The organism is Streptomyces sp. NPDC002817 (assembly GCF_053592055.1).
The window spans coordinates 57,693-76,363 of sequence record NZ_JBSFUY010000037.1; the positions used below are offsets into that span (position 1 = coordinate 57,693).

The following is an 18,671-nucleotide window of genomic DNA, read 5'->3' on the forward strand; positions in this document are numbered from 1 at the left end:
TACTTGTGGGTAACGTAGCTGCACAGTCCTGGAGAGGGGAGCGGCGAAGGTCACATCCGCGGGGGAGCGGTCGAGCCGCGTGGGGTGAGTGTCGGGGTGGGCACCGGATGTGATCCCGGACCCTCGCCCATGATCACTCCGAACAGGGTCCGGGCCGCCTCCGCACCGAATCCGTGCACGTCATGGCTCATCGCGGACAGCGTGGGATGGGTCAGCCGGCACAGCTGGGAGTCGTCCCAGGCGAGCAGCGAGACGTCACCGGGGACGGAGAGCCCCATCTCGGCGGCGACCGAAAGACCGGCCACCGCCATGATGTCGTTGTCGTACACGATCGCCGTGGGCCGATCCGCCGCGTCGGCCGCCAGCATGGACCGTGTCGCCCGCGCCCCCGCCTCCCCCGAGTAGTCGGTCGTCACCTGCCACGCCCCGGCCAGCTCCAGCGTCCGCGCCGCCTCGTCGAAGGCGGCCGTACGCGCCGCGGTGTGCCCCAGCGCGGCCGCACCCCCGACCCGGGCGATCCGCCGATGCCCCAGCGCCGCCAGATACCGCACCGCCTCCGTCACGGCGGTGGCGTCGTCGGTCCACACGGACGTCAGGCTCCCGGTGAGCGAGGGATGCCCGACCGCGACCACCGGCATCCCGAGCCGCTCGGCCGACGCCACCCGGGGATCGTCGGGCCGGAAGTCGACGAGGATCGCCCCGCCGATCTGCCGCCCCCGCCACCACGACTCCTGGATCCCGACCTCCTCCTCCACGTTCCGCACGAGCCGCAGCAGCAGGGAACACGAATGCTCGGTCAGCACGCTCTCCACGCCCGAGATGAACTCCATGTAGAAGGGCTCCAGGCCCAGCAGCCGCGCCGGCCGGCAGATCGCGAGGCCCACCACGTCCACCCGCGACCCGGCCAGCGTCCGCGCGGTGAGGTTCGGCGCCCAGCCCAGCTCCCGCGCGGCCTTGAAGATCCGGTCCCGGGTCGTCTCCGACAGTCCCGGCTTGTGGTTGAACGCGAGCGACACGGCACCCTTGGACACGCCGGCACGAGCGGCGACGTCCTTGATGGTGACGCGGGAAGCCGGTTGGGCTGTCATCGGCTGGGCTCCAGGCAGTACAGGGCGGATCGGGCGGCGTCCGGATCGGGAGTCTTCCAGCCGCTGACCCCGATGGTCACCTGTTCGCCGGGCAGCAGCGTCACCAGCCCCCGGTCGGCCCGCGCCTCCGGATCCAGCCGGTCGGCCTGAAGGAGCAGATCCCGTACGAGACTCCGGGCCGTCACGGTCACCGAGCCCGGCGCCACCGAGACGTCGAAATCCGGCCGCGGGTACGGGATTTCGCGGTCCGGCGCCGGAAAGTGCAGCGCCCGCAGCCCGTCCGCGTCCGCGACCAGGAACTCCTTCGCGCCGACCGGCTCCAGCTCCCCCGGCAGGTCGACGAGCGCCACGGTCCGTGCGTCGGCGGTGAACTCCGCACTCGCCTCGCCGATCACCGCCCCCTCGACCGACATCCGTCGCAGCCGCATCGCACCCGCCCACGCACGCGGGCCCTGATTGACGGCAGCCACGGCTCGCCCCTGAACCGTCAGCAACCGATCCGCGTACAGCCTCCGCAGCTCGTGATAGAGCGGCTTCTCCCGCCCGTCCCCGTCGATCGCCGCCCACGACGTCACCGGCCAGCAGTCGTTGAGCTGCCACACGACCGTCCCCGCGCACACCGGCCAGTGGGACCGCCAGTGCTCGATCCCGGTGGCCACAGCCCGCGCCTGGTTGACCTGAGTGAGGTAGTGCCACCGGTCGAAGTCCCCCTCGGGAAAGGCGAAATGGCGCTCCAGCCCGCGCCGCAGCTTCCCGTTCCCGTCATCGGCCTTCTGGTGGTGCAGCATCCCGGGCGAGTCCGGCACCAGTGCCTCACCTGGCAGCGCCCGTCGCAACGTGGCGTAGGCGGGCGGCGCCTGCCACCCGAACTCGGCCATGAACCGGGGTACTTCACGCCGGTACTCCGCGTAGTCCTCCCGGTTCCACACCTCCCACGAGTGATGCGTCCCGTGCGCCGGATCGTTCGGATGCCGCTCCCACGACCCGGACCACGGACTCCCCGCCGTGTACGGCCGCGTCGGATCCAACTCGGCCACCACGCGCGGCAGTACGCCCAGGTAGTACCCCTCACCCCAGGAGTCCCCGGCGAGCCGCTCCTCCCAGCCCCAGTCCCTGAATCCCCACAGGTTCTCGTTGTTGCCGTTCCACAGCACCAGCGAGGGATGCGGCATCAGCCGTACGACGTTCTCCCGCGCCTCGGCCTCCACCTCGCCCCGCAGCGGCTGCTCCTCCGGATAGGCCGCGCACGCGAACGGGAAGTCCTGCCAGACCAGCAGCCCCAACTCGTCGCAGGCGTCGTAGAACTCCGAGCTCTCGTAGATCCCGCCGCCCCAGATCCGGACGAGATCGACCCCCGCCCCGGCGGCCTGCGCCAGCCGCTCCCGGTACCGCTCCCGCGTGATCCGCGACGGGAACACATCGTCGGGGATCCAGTTGACGCCCCGCGCGAAGAGCCGCTCACCGTTGACGACAAAGGTGAAACCGGTGCCGTGCTCATCGGCCGACCGGTCCAGCTCCACCGTGCGGAAACCGACCCGCCGACGCCACACATCCAGCACGTCGTCACCGTGCAGCAATGTCAACTCGACGTCGTACAACGGCTGTTCGCCATACCCGCGGGGCCACCACAGCCGCACGTCGGGCACTTCGAGCCGTACGGCCCCACTCGCCCCGTCGAGCGAAGCCCGCACCCGCGCCCCGTCCACCGTCGCCTGAACGTCGAGCGGCGCCTCGACCCGGGTCCGCTCGACCTCGACGGCCAACTCCACGACACCCATACCGCGTTCGACATCCACGGTCACCAGCGGCCGCACCCGTGCGATCCGGGCCGTCGACCAGTGCTCGAGCCGCGCCGGCCGCCAGATCCCGGCCGTCACCAGGGTCGGCCCCCAGTCCCAGCCGAAGGAGCAGGCCATCTTGCGGATGTACTGGAAGGGCTCGTGGTACGCGGCCGGCCGCTCCCCGAGCTTCCCGCGCACCGCCTCGGCCTCGGCGTAGGCGGAGGCGAACCGCACCGACAGCCGCCCTTCGAGGCCGGTCACGTCGAAGCGGTACGAGCGGTGCATGTTCCGTGTCCGCCCCAACAGCCGCCCGTCCAGACGGACTTCGGCGGCGGTGTCGAGACCCTCGAAGACCAGGTCGGTCTGCTCGTGAGCGGAGTGCCCCGAGCCGGCCCGCAGCTCCGTCTCGTACGTCCACTCCCGCCGACCCACCCACGCCACCTCGGTCTCGTTCCGCCCGAGAAAGGGGTCCGGGATCACCCCCGCCGCCAGCAGGTCGGTGTGCACGCAACCCGGCACCGCGGCAGGGAGCTCGCTCCCCTCGTGCCGCAGGATCCATCCCTCGCCGAGCGGTGTGTCCTGAAGCATGCGCACTCCCTAAACCGATCAAGTCCAGTTGCCGAGAAGCGATGGAAACAGTTTGGCATCGTTGGCGAGATAGGGACTTTACCGGTTAAGAAAACGTTGTCAGAGTTCGGAACCAGCCAACCCGCTCGTGCTCGTCCGTCCCAAGAACGGAGCTGACGCACATGAACCGCCGTACAGTCCTGGCCATGGCCGTGGGAGCCGCCCTGCTCATCCCGGGGTGCACCGGCACCGGAGGTTCCACGAAAGGCGCCGACGCAAAGGCGGCTGACGACCCGTCAAAGGTCACCGGAACCATCAAAGTCCTCACCGTGCGGACCGACCTCGTGCAGGACGGCACGATGAAGAGGTACGCCGCCGAGTTCAACAAGACCTACCCGAAGGTCAAGGTCGAGTTCGAGGCCCTCACCAACTACGAGGCCGAAGTCAAGATCCGTATGAACACGGAGAACTACGGCGATGTCCTGCTGATCCCCGCGGTCATCAAGAAGGCCGACTACCCCAAGTTCTTCGCCTCGTTGGGCACCCAGAAGGAGCGCGCCGAGAAGTACCGCTTCACCGACTACACCGCCGTCGACGGCAAGGTCTACGGCCAGACCACGAACGGCGGGATGCCCGGGTTCATCTACAACAAGCGGATCTGGAAGGAGGCCGGGATCACCGAATGGCCCACCACACCGGCCGAGTTCCTCGCGGGCCTGAAGGCCATCAAGTCCAAGACCGACGCGATCCCGTACTACACCAACTTCTCCGCGGGCTGGACGCTCACCTCCTGGTCGTACGTCGACGGAGCCGTCCACTGCGACCCGCAGGCGACCACGAAACTGGCCGAGGGCGACCCGTGGGCGCAGGACGCCGACCTGCGCGTCGGCGACACCCTGCTCTACGACATCGTCAAGTCGGGCCTGATCGAGAAGGACCCGACGACCAGCAACTGGGAGGAGTCCAAGCCCCGTACGGCCAAGGGTGAGATCGCCACGCAGTGGCTCGGCACCTGGGCGATCGTCCAGTTCCAGGACGCCGCCAAGAAGGCCGGGGCGAACCCCGACGACATCGGCTTCATGCCCTTCCCGTCGCAGACGGACGGCAAGTTCTGCGCGACGGTCGCCCCGGACTACAACCAGGCCGTCAACGTCCACTCCAAGCACAAGGAAGCCGCCCGCGCCTGGATCGACTGGTTCACCGACAAGTCGAGCTACGTCCAGGACAACCTGGCCATCTCCCCTCTCAAGGACGGGAGCATGCCCCCGGTCCTCAAGCCGTACGAGGACGCGGGCGTCGAGCTCATCGAGGTGGACGACGCCAAGGGCGCCGAGGTCAAGCAGATCGACAACACCTCGGAGGTCGGCATCTACGCCCCCGAGTACCGCCAGAACCTGGTCGACCTGGCCCGGGGCGCGCGCAAGGGCAGCCTCGACGACTTCCTCGCCGACCTCAGCGAGCGCTGGACGGACGCCCAGAAGACCGCGGGGTCCTGACCGATGACGGACACCACTCGGAAGGCGGCGGTGAAGACCGCCCCGGGGGCGGCACCGGCCGCCCCCGTCCCGGCCCCCGCCGCACGCAGGCACCGCGTGTGGCGCGGGGTCACCCCGTGGCTCTTCCTCCTGGCCCCGCTCGTCCTGCTGATCACCTTCACCTACGCGCCGATCGCCAACATGGTGGCGTACAGCCTCACCGACTGGGACGGCGTGAGTCCCGAGCTGCACTACACGGGTGTCGGGAACTACGAGGAGATCTTCACCCGCCCGGAACTCTTCGAGGTCTTCTGGGTCAGCGGCTACTACCTGGCCGCCTCCGCCCTGCAGATCGTCGCCGCGCTCTACTTCGCGACGATCCTGAGCTTCAACATCCGCTTCCGGAACTTCTTCAAGGGCGTGCTGTTCTTCCCGTATCTGATCAACGGGGTGGCGATCGGCTTCGTCTTCCTGTACTTCTTCCAGGACGGCGGCACCCTCGACTCGGTCCTGAGCCTCTTCGGAGTGCAGACCGACCACGCCTGGCTCGGCACTCCGGTCTCCGCGAACACCTCGCTCGCCGGCGTCTCGATGTGGCGCTATCTGGGCCTGAACTTCGTCCTGTTCCTGGGCGCGATCCAGTCGATCCCGGGGGAGCTGTACGAGGCGGCCGAACTGGACGGCGCGAACCGCTGGCACCAGTTCCGCTACATCATCGCGCCGGGCATCAAGCCGGTGCTGACCCTGACGGTCATCCTCTCGATCTCCGGCTCGCTCTCCGCCTTCGAGATCCCGTACATCATGACCGGCGGCGCCACCGGCACCGAGACCTTCGTGATCCAGACGGTGAACCTGGCCTTCCGCTTCAACAAGACGGGCCTCGCCTCGGCCGCCGCGGTGGTCCTGCTGCTGATCATCCTGCTGGTGACCTGGGTCCAGCGGCGCCTCGTGCCCGACGACAAGGTGGATCTCGTATGACACGCCACGCGGTGTCCCGCACCCTCGTGTACCTGTCCCTGATCGCCGCGACCGTGGTGGTCCTGCTCCCGCTGGTCGTCGTCCTCCTGACCTCCCTCAAGTCGGAGACGGAGATGGCGAACTCGAGCGGGGCCCTGAGTCTCCCCGACAACCTGCTGAACTTCGGCAACTACGCGTCGGCGTTCCGGGACGGCGAGATGCTCTCCGCCTTCGCCAACACGGCGATCATCCTGCTGATCTCGATCGGCGGCACGGTCCTCATCGGCTCGATGACCGCGTACGCCATCGACCGCTTCACCTTCCGCTTCCGCAAGCTGGTGGTGGCGCTCTTCCTCGTCGCCGCGCTGGTCCCCGGCGTCACGACCCAGGTGGCGACCTTCCAGATCGTCAACAGCTTCGGCATGTTCGACACCCTGTGGGCGCCGATCGCGCTCTACATGGGCACGGACATCGTCTCGATCTACATCTTCCTGCAGTTCGTCCGATCGATCCCGATCTCCCTGGACGAATCGGCCCGCCTGGACGGGGCCAACACGTTCACCATCTACTGGCGGATCATCTTCCCGCTGCTGAAGCCCGCGATCGCGACGGTGGTGATCGTGAAGGGGATCACCGTATACAACGACTTCTACATCCCCTTCCTCTATATGCCGTCGGAAGATCTTGGCGTGATCTCGACGTCGTTGTTCCGCTTCCGAGGCCCGTACGCGGCGCACTGGGAGGTCATCTCGGCAGGAGCGGTCCTGGTGATCCTGCCGACGCTGATCGTCTTCCTCAGCCTGCAACGGTTCATCTACAACGGTTTCATGCGGGGAGCGACGAGATGAGAAACCTACGGGCGCGGGGAACTGCGCGACCAGCCACAGACAACCCGCACCCGACGGCTAAGCAGACAACGCACTCACAAGAACCGGAGTGACGAGCCCGACCTGCCAGGGCCGAGCCCCGTACCCGGACAACGCGGCCTCCACCGAATCCGCGTCGACACCCTTCGGCGGCTCCCAGCAGACCCGCCGAACCGTGTCCGGAGTGATCAGGTTCTCCTGAGGCATGTTCAGCCGCTCGGCCAGCGCGGAGACCCCGGCCCGAGCCGCGGACAACCGCGCCGCGGCGGCAGGATCCTTGTCGGCCCAGGCACGCGGCGGCGGCGGCCCGGTGACCGGCTGCCCGGGCGCGGGCAACTGCGCCTCGGCCAGCCCCTTGGCCCGATCCACCGCCGCCTGCCACTGCTCCAGCTGCCGCCGCCCCATCCGCTGCCCGAACCCGTTCAGCGCGGCAAGGGCCTGAGCGTCGGCCGGAAGCGACAACGCCGCCTCCACGATGGCCAGGTCGGACAACACCTTGCCCGGCGACACATCGCGTCGCTGGGCGATCCGGTCCCGCGTCTGCCAGAGTTCCCGCACCACGGCCAACTGCCGACGCCGCCGCACCTTGTGCATCCCGGACGTCCGGCGCCAGGGATCCTTGCGCGGCTCGGCAGGCGGCGCGGCCGCGATCGCGTCGAACTCCTGCCGCGCCCACTCCAGCTTCCCCTGCCGGTCCAGCTCCTTCTCCAGCGCGTCCCGCAGGTCGACGAGGAGCTCCACGTCCAGTGCCGCGTAGCGCAGCCACGGCTCGGGCAGCGGACGGGTCGACCAGTCGACCGCGGAGTGTCCCTTTTCGAGTACGAAGCCCAGGACGCCCTCGACCATCGCGCCGAGGCCGACCCGGGGGAACCCGGCGAGCCGTCCGGCGAGCTCGGTGTCGAAGAGGGAGGTGGGCACCATACCTATCTCGCGCAGGCACGGAAGGTCCTGGGTGGCGGCGTGCAGCACCCACTCGACGCCGGAGAGTGCCTCCCCGAGCCCGGACAGGTCGGGACAGGCCACGGGGTCGATCAGCGCGGTCCCCGCGCCCTCGCGGCGCAGCTGGACCAGGTAGGCGCGCTGTCCGTAGCGATAGCCGGACGCGCGTTCGGCGTCGACGGCGACGGGCCCGGAGCCGGCCGCGAACGCGGCGATCACCCGGGCGAGCGTGTCCTCGTCGGCGACCACGGGCGGGATGCCCTCGCGCGGTTCGAGCAAAGGAATCGGCTCTGGACCCGGTTCAGGTTCGGGCGCCCCCGTAACAGAAGATCCGCCGTCGTCCGGAGGGGCGCCTCCGGTGGTTCGCAGTGAGCTGTCTGCTGCGGTGTCTTGGGCGTCGGTCACATGTCAAGGGTATCTGTGTATGGACAGCGCCCGCCGACGGAACGTTCCGTCGACGGGCGCCTGAGGGTCGTAAACCAGTCAGGTCGGTGAATCCTCGGGTTCACGACCGATCGGGGGCGTGCTCCCGGATCCAGGACTGATCCGGTTCACGTCCGTGAACGGTGGAAGGTCAGTGGATGATGCCCGTCCGCAGGGCCACCGCGACCATGCCGGCGCGGTCGCCGGTGCCCAGCTTGCGGGCGATACGGGCGAGGTGGCTCTTGACGGTCAGCGCGGACAGGCCCATCGAGACGCCGATGGCCTTGTTGGACTGGCCCTCCGCGACCAGTCGCAGCACCTCGACCTCGCGGCCGGAGAGCTCGCGGTAGCCGCCCGGGTGGCTCGGGGCACCCGGGGGGCGGCGGTGCATTCCGGCGGCACGGGAGCCGATGGGCGCGGCGCCCGGTCGGGAGGGGAGTCCGACGTTGGTACGGGTGCCGGTGACGACGTAGCCCTTGACGCCGCCCGCGAGGGCGTTGCGCACGGCGCCGATGTCGTCGGCCGCGGAGAGGGCGAGGCCATTGGGCCAGCCCGCGGCGCGGGTCTCCGACAGGAGGGTCAGGCCGGAGCCGTCGGGCAGGTGGACGTCGGCGACGCAGATGTCACGGGGGTTGCCGATACGGGGACGGGCCTCGGCGACGGACGAGGCCTCGATGACATCGCGTACACCGAGCGCCCAGAGGTGGCGGGTGACGGTGGAGCGGACGCGCGGGTCGGCCACGACCACCATCGCGGTCGGCTTGTTCGGGCGGTAGGCGACCAGGCTTGCGGGCTGCTCGAGGAGAACGGACACCAGGCCTCCTGGGGTGGGGGACGGCTGTGAGGTCACAGACGTCTTCGGCATCAAACCCGTAGGCCTTTAGAGAAAGATCACGATCTAGTGAGTAACAATCCGTGCAATTCGGACAGGCGGTCGATCGTTCGGTGAGCGAATCGGTTCGTTCGAGGGCTCGTTCGCGACTGAAAGTGGCCGTATCGACAAAGTGATGTCAAAAAGGGCGTCAAAAGGCGACGCGAAGAGCATGCCGATGGGGTGGTGTCAGCGGGACTGCGGTCCCCGCCGCTGCGGCAGCGTCACCACCGAGGCGTCTCCCGGACCGGCCGGCGGCAGGCCCGCGACCTGGGCCAGCAGATCGCACCAGGCCGCCAGATGACCCGCCGTGTCCGGTACGCCGCCCAGACCCTCACGAGGCGTCCAGGACGCCCGGATCTCGATCTGGGAGGCGGCAGGACGCTCGGCGAGGCCACCGAAGTAGTGGGAGCTCGCACGCGTGACCGTGCCGCTCGGCTCACCGCACGCCAGACCCCGTGCCTGGAGCGCACCCGTCAGCCATGACCAGCACACGTCGGGCAGCAGCGGGTCCGCCGCCATCTCCGGCTCCAGCTCCGCGCGCACCAGCGTCACCAGCCGGAACATGCCCCGCCAGGCGTCATGACCGTCCGGGTCGTGCAGCAGCACCAGCCGGCCGTCGGCCAGATCCTGGTCGCCGTCGACGACCGCGGCCTCCAGCGCGTACGCGAAGGGCGCGAGCCGCTGCGGCGCGCGCGTCGGCTCCACCTCGATCTGCGGTCGGAGCCGGGCCGCCCTCAGTGCATCGACGGCGGCCCGGAAGAGTGGCGGAGCGTCACTGCTCGCATTCCGGTCCCCCTCCTTCGCGTCGTCCATCCCGCCAGCGCCGTCCGACAGTCGTCCCTGAGCCGCAGCCATGCGGGAAGATTAGGGGAACCATGGCTCGGCGCGGGCCAGACACCCCGTGGCCCGGCGAGGGGGCCGTCGCAGATGCCGACCGGCGTGGAGAACCGCCCCTGGCACCGTGCGAGACTTTCCCCCGTGAGTGTCAACGAGAGCCAGCCGCCGACCGCCACGTACGACTCCGCCTTCCTCAAGGCCTGCAGGCGCGAGCCCGTGCCGCACACCCCGGTGTGGTTCATGCGGCAGGCCGGGCGCTCACTGCCGGAGTACCGCAAGGTCCGCGAGGGCGTCGGGATGCTCGAGTCCTGCATGCGGCCCGACCTGGTCACCGAGATCACCCTCCAGCCGGTGCGCCGGCACAACGTGGACGCGGCGATCTACTTCAGCGACATCGTCGTCCCCCTCAAGGCCATCGGCATCGACCTCGACATCAAGCCCGGCGTCGGCCCGGTCGTCGAGAAGCCGATCCGTACCCGTGCCGACCTGGCCCAGCTCCGTGATCTCACCCCCGAGGACGTCTCCTACGTCACCGAGGCGATCGGCCTGCTGACCCGCGAGCTCGGCGCCACCCCGCTGATCGGTTTCGCGGGCGCACCTTTCACCCTTGCGAGTTACCTCGTCGAGGGCGGTCCGTCGCGGACGTACGAGAACGCCAAGGCGATGATGTACGGCGACCCCGAGCTCTGGGCCGACCTGCTCGACCGTCTCGCGGAGATCACGGCCGCCTTCCTGAAGGTGCAGATCGAGGCGGGCGCCTCGGCGGTCCAGCTGTTCGACTCGTGGGCCGGCGCCCTCGCCCCGGTGGACTACCGCCGCTCGGTGATGCCCGCCTCCGCCAAGGTCTTCGACGCGGTCGCCGGGTACGGCGTCCCGCGCATCCACTTCGGTGTCGGCACCGGTGAGCTCCTCCGGCTGATGGGCGAGGCCGGCGCGGACGTCGTCGGCGTCGACTGGCGCGTCCCGCTCGACGAGGCGGTCCGCCGGATCGGCCCCGGCAAGGCGCTGCAGGGCAACCTCGACCCGACCGTCCTGTTCGCCGGCACGGAGGCCGTCGAGGCCAAGACCCGTGAGGTGCTGGAGACGGCGAAGGACCTCGAGGGCCATGTCTTCAACCTCGGCCACGGCGTCATGCCGTCCACCGACCCGGACGCGCTGACCCGGCTCGTGGAGTACGTCCACACGCAGACCGCCCACTGATCTACCAGGTGTGCCGGGGCCGCGCCTTCCTGCCGAACAGCAGACCGCGCGGTTCCGGCGGCGGGGGCGTGCCCGCCTTGAGCGGCCAGGCGAGCAGCATGCCCGCGAGGAAACCCACGATGTGCGCCGCGTACGCCACGGTCCCGGCGTCGGAGACGCCCTCGCCCGACGAGTACACGGCCTGCAGCACGAACCAGGACCCCAGCACCAGCCAGGCCGGCAGCCGGAGCGGCAGGAAGACCAGGAACGGCACCAGCACCCACACCCTGGCCTTCGGATACAGCACCAGATAGGCGCCGAGCACCCCGGCGATGGCCCCGGACGCGCCGATCAGGGGGTCGCCCGAGTCGTCGTTGAGCAGCGCGAAGCCGTACGACGCCGCGTAGCCGCAGACGACGTAGAAGAGCGCGAACCGCACATGGCCCATGCGGTCCTCGACGTTGTTGCCGAAGATCAGCAGGAAGAGCATGTTGCCCAGCAGATGCAGCCAGCCGCCGTGCAGGAACATCGCGGTGAACACGGACACCACGGGTGACTTGTCGTACGCCGGCGGGCCGACCGCGCAGCCCGCGCCGCCGGGACCCGTGTCACCGGTGGGGACCACCCGCGGCAGCTGATGGTGGATCAGCTCCTGCGGCACCGCCGCGTAGTGATCCAGGAACGCCTGCAGATGGCAGAGCTGGGACAGGCTGCTGTCGCCCGCCACGGAGCCGGCGAGGCCGGGCATGTACAGGAAGACCAGTACGTTCGCGGCGATCAGCGCGTACGTCACCACGGGGGTGCGACGCACCGGGTTCACGTCATGGACGGGGATGACCACAAGGAAGTACTGCCCCCGATGCGGTCCACGAATCGGTGAACACCGGCACGCACGCGTGCGTATGACTCCTCAACCGTCCGCGACACGGGGAAGGCGGGTCGCGGGGTAAACGTGAGGAACAGGCGATGAACGACCGAGTTACCCCTCCGATCCACGCACTGCCGGACGGCGAGGCGGAAGTCTCCGTCGTGCTGCGGCTGCCCTGGGAAGACGTGGCCCGGCTGGGCCAGGACGCGGGGCGGCTCGCCTCGCAGATGCAGCGACCCGTGACCCTCGACGAGGCGGTGAGCCACCGGCTGCGGTCGACCCGGCCCGCGGCCCACGCGAAACCGGCGGGGGAGCAGCCGCCGGCGGTGGCCGCCCCGAGCGCCTCCGTCTCGTCCCTGCCGCCCCGCCCGGCCGCCGACCAGGCCCGCCAGGCCATCGAAAGGATCAACGGTTCGGCATAGCCGTCAGGCGGTCCGTACTTTCAGCGCGGCCTTGCGGGCCGCTACCAGTACCGGGTCCCACACCGGGCTGAACGGTGGGGCGTAGCCCAGGTCCAGGGCCGTCATCCGCTCCACCGTCATCCCGGCCGTCAACGCGACCGCCGCGATGTCGACCCGCTTGGCCGCGCCCTCCCTCCCGACGATCTGCACACCGAGGAGCCGCCCCGTGCGGCGCTCGGCGAGCATCTTCACCGTCATGAGGGAGGCGCCGGGGTAGTAGCCCGCGCGGGACGTGGACTCGACGGTGACCGTCTCGAACCGGAGCCCCGCCCTGCGCGCGTCCTTCTCCCGCAGACCCGTGCGGGCGATCTCCAGGTCGCAGACCTTGCTCACCGCCGTGCCGACCACGCCCGGGAAGGTCGCGTAACCGCCGCCCACGTTCGCGCCGATGACCTGGCCGTGCTTGTTGGCGTGGGTGCCGAGCGCGATGTGCCGTTCCTGGCCGGAGACCAGGTCGAGGACCTCCACGCAGTCGCCGCCCGCCCAGATGTTCTCGTGGCCGCGCACCCGCATGGCCAGGTCGGTCAGGAGCCCGTCGTGGTGCCCCACGGGCAGGCCCGCCGCCTTGGCCAGCGAGGTCTCCGGGCGTACGCCGATGCCCAGCACCACCACGTCCGCCGGATACTCGGCGTCCTCCGTGGCCACCGCGCGCACCCGGCCGTCCTCGCCGGTCAGGACCTTGGTGACCTCGGCGTCGTTGACCATGGTGATCCCCATGCCCTCCATCGCCTCGTGCACCAGGCGGCCCATGTCCGCGTCGAGCGTCGACATCGGCTCGCTGCCGCGGTTGACGACGGTCACCTCGTAGCCGCGGTTGATGAGCGCCTCGGCCATCTCGACGCCGATGTACCCGGCGCCGACCACCACCGCGTTGCGGCCACGCGTGCGTGCCAGCGTGTCGAGCAGGGCCTGGCCGTCGTCCAGCGTCTGCACGCCGTGGACGCCCGGTGCGTCGGCCCCCGGCATCTCCGGGCGGATGGGGCGGGCGCCGGTCGCGATCACGAGCTTGTCGTACGACGTCCAGGACTCGGCTCCCGAATCGACGTCACGCGCGCGTACCCGCTGTCCGGCCACGTCGATCTCCGTGACCTCCGTGCGCATGCGCAGATCGATGTCACGGGCCCGGTGCTCCTCGGGCGTACGGGCGATCAGCTGATCGCGCTCCTCGACGTCGCCGCCCACCCAGTACGGGATGCCACAGGCCGAGTACGAGGTGAAGTGGCCCCGCTCGAACGCCACGATCTCCAGTTCCCCGGGCCCCTTCAGCCGACGTGCCTGCGACGCCGCGGACATTCCCGCGGCGTCGCCGCCGATCACGACCAGCCGTTCGCTCGCAGCGCTCATGTTCATGCGAACACGCTACGGGCGCAGGGCATTTCAGTCCTGCTCACCCCGCTGCTCGGAGCGTCCGGGCTGCGGTGCCGGACGGGCCGTCGGCAGCGGGCCCAGCGTGCTCGACGCGCCCGCCGGGGCCGGGCGGCGGGGCAGCCGGGGGCGTACCCAGCGCAGCCAGATCAGCAGGATCAGGGCCAGCACCGCGGCGAAGGGCAGTACCGCGGCCAGGGCGACCACGATCCAGCGCAGCATCGACACGAACGCGCCCCAGCCGCCCGCCAGCGCGTCGAGGACCCCCGGGTCGTCGTCCTCGGTGGCCTTCACGACGGGCTTCTCGGACAGGGACAGGGTGATCGTGGCCAGGCTTGTGCGGTCCTTCAGGGACGCCTGCCGGGCGAGCAGTGCCTCCAGGTCGGCCTGACGGGTGCTCAGCTCTCCCTCCAGGGTCACCACATCGCTCAGCTTGGTGGCCTGGTCCATCAGCTCCCGGATCCGGGCCACGCTCGCGCGCTGCGTCTTGATGCGGCTCTCCACGTCGACGACCTGCTCGGTGACGTCCTGCGCCTTCGCCGTACGCTCCAGCAGCTTGCCCGAGCCCTCCAGCTCGGCCAGGACCTCCTCGTACCGGTCGGCGGGCACCCGAAGGGTCACCTGCGTCTCCTCGGTGCCCTCCTTGTCGCGGAAGGTGGACTCCTTGCCGACGTAGCCGCCCGCGTTCACGGTGGCTGTACGGGCCGCTTCCAGCGCCTTCGGTACGTTCTTGACCTGCACGGTCAGTTCGGCGGTACGGATGATGTGGCTCGTCGGGAGCCTGGGCGCGGTGGTGGCCTGCTTGCCGCCGCCGGCCGAGTCGTCCGCGGCGGCGCCCGGTGCGGCCTCCTTGGCCTGCGACTGGGCGGCGTCGGAGTCCCCCGAGGCGCTGCCGGAATCGCCCCCCGAGCCGGTGCAGCCGGTCAGGGCGAGGGCCGCGGCCAGCAGGAGCCCGGCCAAGGCCTGGACAGGTCGTACGGAACGTCGTGCGCGCATGGGCCTACCCCCGAGGGTCGTGACGAACTGACGCTCCTTCGACGCCGGGACGCACCGGAACGTTGGAGCACAACGGTCCCGATGCGGTCACGGTCAGGACTCGGACGGGCCATACGGCCCTGGCCGGACTCCCGGTGGCGTCTGAGAGGGTGGAGCCATGAGCGGATCAGGTACGCCGGAGCACGTCGTCGTCATCGGAGCCGGGATCGCGGGCCTCGCAGCCGCGCACCGGCTGCTGCAGCGCGGGGCACGGGTGACGGTCCTGGAGGCGTCCGGCCGCGTCGGCGGCAAGCTGTTGCCCGGCGAGATCGCCGGTGCGCGCGTGGACCTCGGGGCCGAGTCGATGCTGGCGCGCAGACCGGAAGCGATCGCGCTCGCCCGCGAGGTGGGTCTCGACAGCCGCCTGCAGACGCCCTCCACCGCGACCGCCTCGATCTGGACCCGCGGCGCCCTGCGCCCCATGCCCAAGGGCCATGTGATGGGCGTCCCCGGCACTGCGGCCGCCCTCTCCGGCGTCCTGTCCGACAAGGGCCTCGCCCGCATCGATCGCGACGCCGACCTGCCGCGCACGGAGGTCGGCGACGACGTGGCGGTGGGCGCGTACGTGGCGGAGCGCCTCGGCCGCGAGGTCGTCGACCGGCTCATCGAGCCCATGCTCGGCGGCGTGTACGCGGGCGACGCCTACCGCATCTCGATGCGCTCGGCGATCCCGCAGCTCTTCCAGGCCGCGAAGACCCACATCTCGCTGACGGAAGCGGTCCGCGAGATCCAGGCGAAGGCCGCCGCCAACCAGCAGACCGGGCCGGTGTTCATGGGCATCGAGGGTGGTGTGGGCAGCCTGCCGCTCGCCGTCGCCGAGTCCGTACGCGCGCGCGGGGGCGAGATCCTCACCGACACCCCCGTGACCGGGCTGCGCCGCGAAGAAGCCGAGGGCTGGCGGGTCGTCGCCGGTGACCGGGTCCTGCACGCCGACTCCGTGGTCGTCGCCGTCCCCGCTCCCGCCGCCGCGGACCTCCTGCGCGCCGAAGCTCCCGAGGCCGCCGCCGAACTGGCCACCGTGGAGTACGCCTCCATGGCCCTGATCACCCTCGCCTACCGCCGCACCGACACCGCCCTCCCCGCGGGCAGCGGCTTCCTCGTACCGCCGGTCGACGGCCGTACCATCAAGGCGTCCACGTTCGCCTCCCAGAAGTGGGGCTGGATCGCCGACGAGAACCCCGACGTCGTCGTCCTGCGCACCTCCGTCGGCCGCTACGGCGAGACGGCGATCCTGGAGCGCGAGGACGCCGAGCTCGTGGACGTCTCCCGGCACGATCTCAAGGCCGCCACCGACCTCGACGCCACGCCTCTCGAAACCCGCGTCACCCGCTGGACCGACGGCCTGCCCCAGTACCCCGTCGGCCACCACGCGCGCGTGGCCCGCATCCGCGAACACGTGGCCGAGCTCCCGGGCCTCGCCGTCTGCGGCGCGCAGTACGACGGCGTCGGCATCCCGGCGTGCATCGCGAGCGCGTACGCGGCGGTCGACCGGATCCACGGAGACGACCGCGGTGTGCAGGAGCTCACCGCCGACCCGGTGCAGAGTCTGCACGGAGGAGCAGGAGAATAAGGACCATGAGCAACGACGCCCCCACCCCCGAGGCCGGCCGGATCCCGAACAAGGGCAAGCTGGCCAAGGACCTCAACGAGGTCATCCGCTACACGCTCTGGTCCGTCTTCAAGCTGAAGGACGTGCTCCCCGAGGACCGCGCGGGCTACGCCGACGAGGTCCAGGAGCTGTTCGACCAGCTTGCCGCCAAGGACGTCACCGTCCGCGGTACCTACGACGTGTCCGGGCTGCGCGCCGACGCCGACCTCATGATCTGGTGGCACGCGGAGACCGCCGACCAGCTCCAGGAGGCGTACAACCTCTTCCGCCGCACCAAGCTGGGCCGCGCCCTGGAGCCGGTCTGGTCGAACATGGCGCTGCACCGCCCCGCCGAGTTCAACCGCTCGCACATCCCGGCGTTCCTCGCCGACGAGACGCCGCGCAACTACGTCAGCGTCTACCCCTTCGTGCGGTCCTACGACTGGTACCTGCTGCCCGACGAGGACCGCCGCCGCATGCTCGCCGACCACGGCAAGATGGCCCGCGGCTACCCGGACGTCCGCGCCAACACGGTCGCCTCGTTCTCGCTCGGCGACTACGAGTGGATGCTGGCCTTCGAGGCCGACGAGCTGTACCGCATCGTCGACCTCATGCGCCATCTGCGTGCGTCCGAGGCCCGCATGCACGTCCGCGAGGAGGTCCCGTTCTACACGGGCCGCCGCAAGGACGTCGCGGAGCTGGTCGCGGGCCTCGCCTGATCAGGCCGCGGGCCGGGCGGCCGATTTCTTCCGGGAGTGCTCGCGCGGCTTGGGCTCCGGGTGCGGTGCGCAGGCCGCGCGCCGCACCGGGAGGCTGCCCTCCAGCAGGTACGCGTCCACATGCCCGTTGACACACGGGTTCGGGCCGCCCGCGATGCCGTGCGTGCCCGAGTCCCGCTCGGTCACCAGGACCGAGCCCCACAGCCGCCGGTGCATCTCCAGGGCGCCGTCGTACGGCGTCGCCGCGTCCCGCTCGGCCGCCAGGATCAGCGTCGGCGGCAGCTCACCGGGACCGGTCCGCACATCCAGCGGCTCCTGACGCGGCGCCGACCAGTACGCGCAGGGCAGGTTCATCCAGACGTTGTCCCACGTCTCGAACGGCGCCACTCGCGCCAGCCGCGTGTTGTCCCGGTCCCAGACCTTCCAGTCCGTCGGCCAGGCCGCGTCGTTGCACTCGACGGCCGTGTAGACCGCGTTGCCGTTCTCCGCCTCCTTCGCCGCCTCCGGATGCGGCCCCGCCTGCAGGATGAGCTGCTTCGGGTCGCCCTTCAGATACGCCGACAGCGCCTCCGCCCGGTGCGGCCAGTAGTCGTCGTAGTACCCGGCCGTCAGGAACGCCCCCTGCAACTGCCCGGGCCCGACCTTCCCGCCCGCCGGCTCCGCAGCCAGCTGCGCCGCCGCCCTGTCGTAGCTGCGCTGCACCCGCTCCGCCGTGTCGCCGAGCCCGTACACCTTGTCGTGCTTGGCGATCCAGTCCCGGAAGTCCGCCCAGCGGCCCTCGAACGCGGCCGACTGGTCGAGGTTGTTGCGGTACCAGACCTGCGTCGGATCCGGGTTCACCGCCGAGTCGAACACCATCCGCCGTACGTGCGAGGGGAACAGCGTCGCGTACAGCGCCCCGAAGTAGGTGCCGTACGACGCCCCCATGAACGTCAGCTTCTCCTCGCCCAGCGCGGCCCGCAGGACGTCGAGGTCGCGGGCGTTGTTGAGCGAGGTGTAGTGCCGGAGCGCGTCACCCGCCCGCTTGGCGCAGCCGCGCGCGTACGCCTTCGCCTGGGCGATGCGCTCCTGCTTGTACGACTCCGAGGGGTACGTCGGTGCCTGCGAGGGCGCCTTGAAGAAGTGCTTGGGGTCCTGGCAGGACAGGGGCGCGGAACGGCCCACCCCGCGCGGGGCGTAGCCGACGAGGTCGTACGCGGCCGCGAGCCGCTTCCACTCGGGCACCACGCCGATCAGCGGGAAGTACATGCCGGAGGCGCCCGGGCCGCCCGGATTGAAGACCAGGGCGCCCTGCCGGGGCACCTTGCGCTTGCTGTTGTGCGGGTCCTTGTGGGTGGCCCGCACGCGGCTGACGGTGAGCTTGATCTGCTTCCCGTCGGGGCGCGCGTAGTCGAGCGGGACGGACACCGTGCCGCACCGGACGTCGCCCGGCAGGTCCTCCACCTCGGCGCACTTGCCGAAGGCGATGCCCTCGGCCTGGGCGCGCGCGGCGGCGGTCGCGGTGCCGCGCACCTCGGCCGCACCGGGAGCACCCGATGCGCCCGACGTGCTGCCGGCCGGGGCGGCCGCGAGAGTGGTCAGGAGCAAGGTCCCGGCGGCCGAATAGAGGGCGGGGGCTCTCATCGCGTATCCCTTCGGTGCACGGCAGC

The 18,671-nt window shown here is 70.5% G+C and carries 16 protein-coding genes; 7 read left to right on the forward strand and 9 right to left on the reverse strand.

What is annotated here, in order from left to right; genetic code table 11:
* Nucleotides 1–50 precede the first annotated feature (50 nt).
* Nucleotides 51–1,088 (reverse strand): LacI family DNA-binding transcriptional regulator, encoded by a 1,038-nt coding sequence (locus ACWD3I_RS41565; protein ID WP_365398862.1) that lies wholly within the window; start codon nt 1,086–1,088, stop codon nt 51–53.
* Nucleotides 1,085–3,457: a glycoside hydrolase family 2 protein gene (locus tag ACWD3I_RS41570; RefSeq protein WP_365398859.1), complete on the reverse strand. Its 2,373-nt coding sequence runs from the start codon at nt 3,455–3,457 to the stop codon at nt 1,085–1,087. Before ACWD3I_RS41570 ends, ACWD3I_RS41565 begins: the two co-directional genes overlap by 4 nt.
* A 161-nt stretch (nt 3,458–3,618) precedes the next feature.
* On the opposite strand from ACWD3I_RS41570, the gene ACWD3I_RS41575 reads away from it, so the two are divergent.
* Genes ACWD3I_RS41575 through ACWD3I_RS41585 form a run of 3 tightly spaced genes read left to right on the forward strand, consistent with a single transcriptional unit; the run spans nt 3,619 to nt 6,716 of the window.
* Entirely contained in the window at nt 3,619–4,932 is a 1,314-nt protein-coding gene (locus ACWD3I_RS41575; protein WP_365398856.1) for an ABC transporter substrate-binding protein, read from the forward strand.
* 3 nt (nt 4,933–4,935) lie between these two features.
* Nucleotides 4,936–5,889 (forward strand): carbohydrate ABC transporter permease, encoded by a 954-nt coding sequence (locus ACWD3I_RS41580; protein ID WP_365398852.1) that lies wholly within the window; start codon nt 4,936–4,938, stop codon nt 5,887–5,889.
* Nucleotides 5,886–6,716: a carbohydrate ABC transporter permease gene (locus ACWD3I_RS41585; protein ID WP_365398850.1), complete on the forward strand. Its 831-nt coding sequence runs from the start codon at nt 5,886–5,888 to the stop codon at nt 6,714–6,716. Before ACWD3I_RS41580 ends, ACWD3I_RS41585 begins: the two co-directional genes overlap by 4 nt.
* A 57-nt stretch (nt 6,717–6,773) precedes the next feature.
* Here the strand turns inward: ACWD3I_RS41585 and ACWD3I_RS41590 are convergent, their stop codons facing one another.
* From ACWD3I_RS41590 to ACWD3I_RS41600, 3 genes are all read right to left on the reverse strand, one after another.
* Nucleotides 6,774–8,078 (reverse strand): ribonuclease D, encoded by a 1,305-nt coding sequence (locus ACWD3I_RS41590; RefSeq protein WP_365398847.1) that lies wholly within the window; start codon nt 8,076–8,078, stop codon nt 6,774–6,776.
* 169 nt (nt 8,079–8,247) lie between these two features.
* A complete protein-coding gene (locus ACWD3I_RS41595) occupies nt 8,248–8,910 on the reverse strand; it encodes a response regulator transcription factor (RefSeq protein ID WP_046260003.1) in 663 nt (220 codons plus the stop codon).
* A gap of 246 nt (nt 8,911–9,156) precedes the next feature.
* A complete protein-coding gene (locus ACWD3I_RS41600) occupies nt 9,157–9,825 on the reverse strand; it encodes a DUF3000 domain-containing protein (protein ID WP_365398843.1) in 669 nt (222 codons plus the stop codon).
* A gap of 123 nt (nt 9,826–9,948) precedes the next feature.
* On the opposite strand from ACWD3I_RS41600, the gene hemE reads away from it, so the two are divergent.
* The gene (hemE, locus tag ACWD3I_RS41605; protein WP_365398840.1) at nt 9,949–11,007 is read left to right on the forward strand and encodes a uroporphyrinogen decarboxylase; all 1,059 of its coding nucleotides are present in this window, start codon (nt 9,949–9,951) and stop codon (nt 11,005–11,007) included.
* A 1-nt stretch (nt 11,008) separates the two neighbouring features.
* On the opposite strand, the gene ACWD3I_RS41610 is transcribed toward hemE, so the two are convergent.
* On the reverse strand, nt 11,009–11,827 hold the full coding sequence (locus tag ACWD3I_RS41610; protein WP_365398837.1) for a rhomboid family intramembrane serine protease: 819 nt from the start codon (nt 11,825–11,827) through the stop codon (nt 11,009–11,011).
* 125 nt (nt 11,828–11,952) lie between these two features.
* On the opposite strand from ACWD3I_RS41610, the gene ACWD3I_RS41615 reads away from it, so the two are divergent.
* Nucleotides 11,953–12,276, forward strand: a complete 324-nt coding sequence (locus tag ACWD3I_RS41615) for a hypothetical protein (RefSeq protein WP_365398834.1) — start codon at nt 11,953–11,955, stop codon at nt 12,274–12,276.
* A 3-nt stretch (nt 12,277–12,279) separates the two neighbouring features.
* On the opposite strand, the gene ACWD3I_RS41620 is transcribed toward ACWD3I_RS41615, so the two are convergent.
* Together ACWD3I_RS41620 and ACWD3I_RS41625 are read right to left on the reverse strand one after the other, a co-directional pair.
* Entirely contained in the window at nt 12,280–13,665 is a 1,386-nt protein-coding gene (locus tag ACWD3I_RS41620) for an FAD-dependent oxidoreductase (protein ID WP_365398831.1), read from the reverse strand.
* A gap of 27 nt (nt 13,666–13,692) precedes the next feature.
* Nucleotides 13,693–14,676: a DUF4349 domain-containing protein gene (locus ACWD3I_RS41625; RefSeq protein ID WP_365398828.1), complete on the reverse strand. Its 984-nt coding sequence runs from the start codon at nt 14,674–14,676 to the stop codon at nt 13,693–13,695.
* A 157-nt stretch (nt 14,677–14,833) separates the two neighbouring features.
* On the opposite strand from ACWD3I_RS41625, the gene hemG reads away from it, so the two are divergent.
* Nucleotides 14,834–16,285: a protoporphyrinogen oxidase gene (gene hemG / locus ACWD3I_RS41630; protein ID WP_365398825.1), complete on the forward strand. Its 1,452-nt coding sequence runs from the start codon at nt 14,834–14,836 to the stop codon at nt 16,283–16,285.
* Nucleotides 16,286–16,290: 5 nt separating this feature from the next.
* Complete coding sequence (gene hemQ, locus ACWD3I_RS41635; protein ID WP_365398822.1) at nt 16,291–17,022, forward strand: hydrogen peroxide-dependent heme synthase; 732 nt, start codon at nt 16,291–16,293, stop codon at nt 17,020–17,022.
* Here the strand turns inward: hemQ and ACWD3I_RS41640 are convergent, their stop codons facing one another.
* Nucleotides 17,023–18,645 (reverse strand): alpha/beta hydrolase, encoded by a 1,623-nt coding sequence (locus ACWD3I_RS41640; RefSeq protein ID WP_365398819.1) that lies wholly within the window; start codon nt 18,643–18,645, stop codon nt 17,023–17,025.
* Nucleotides 18,646–18,671 lie beyond the last annotated feature (26 nt).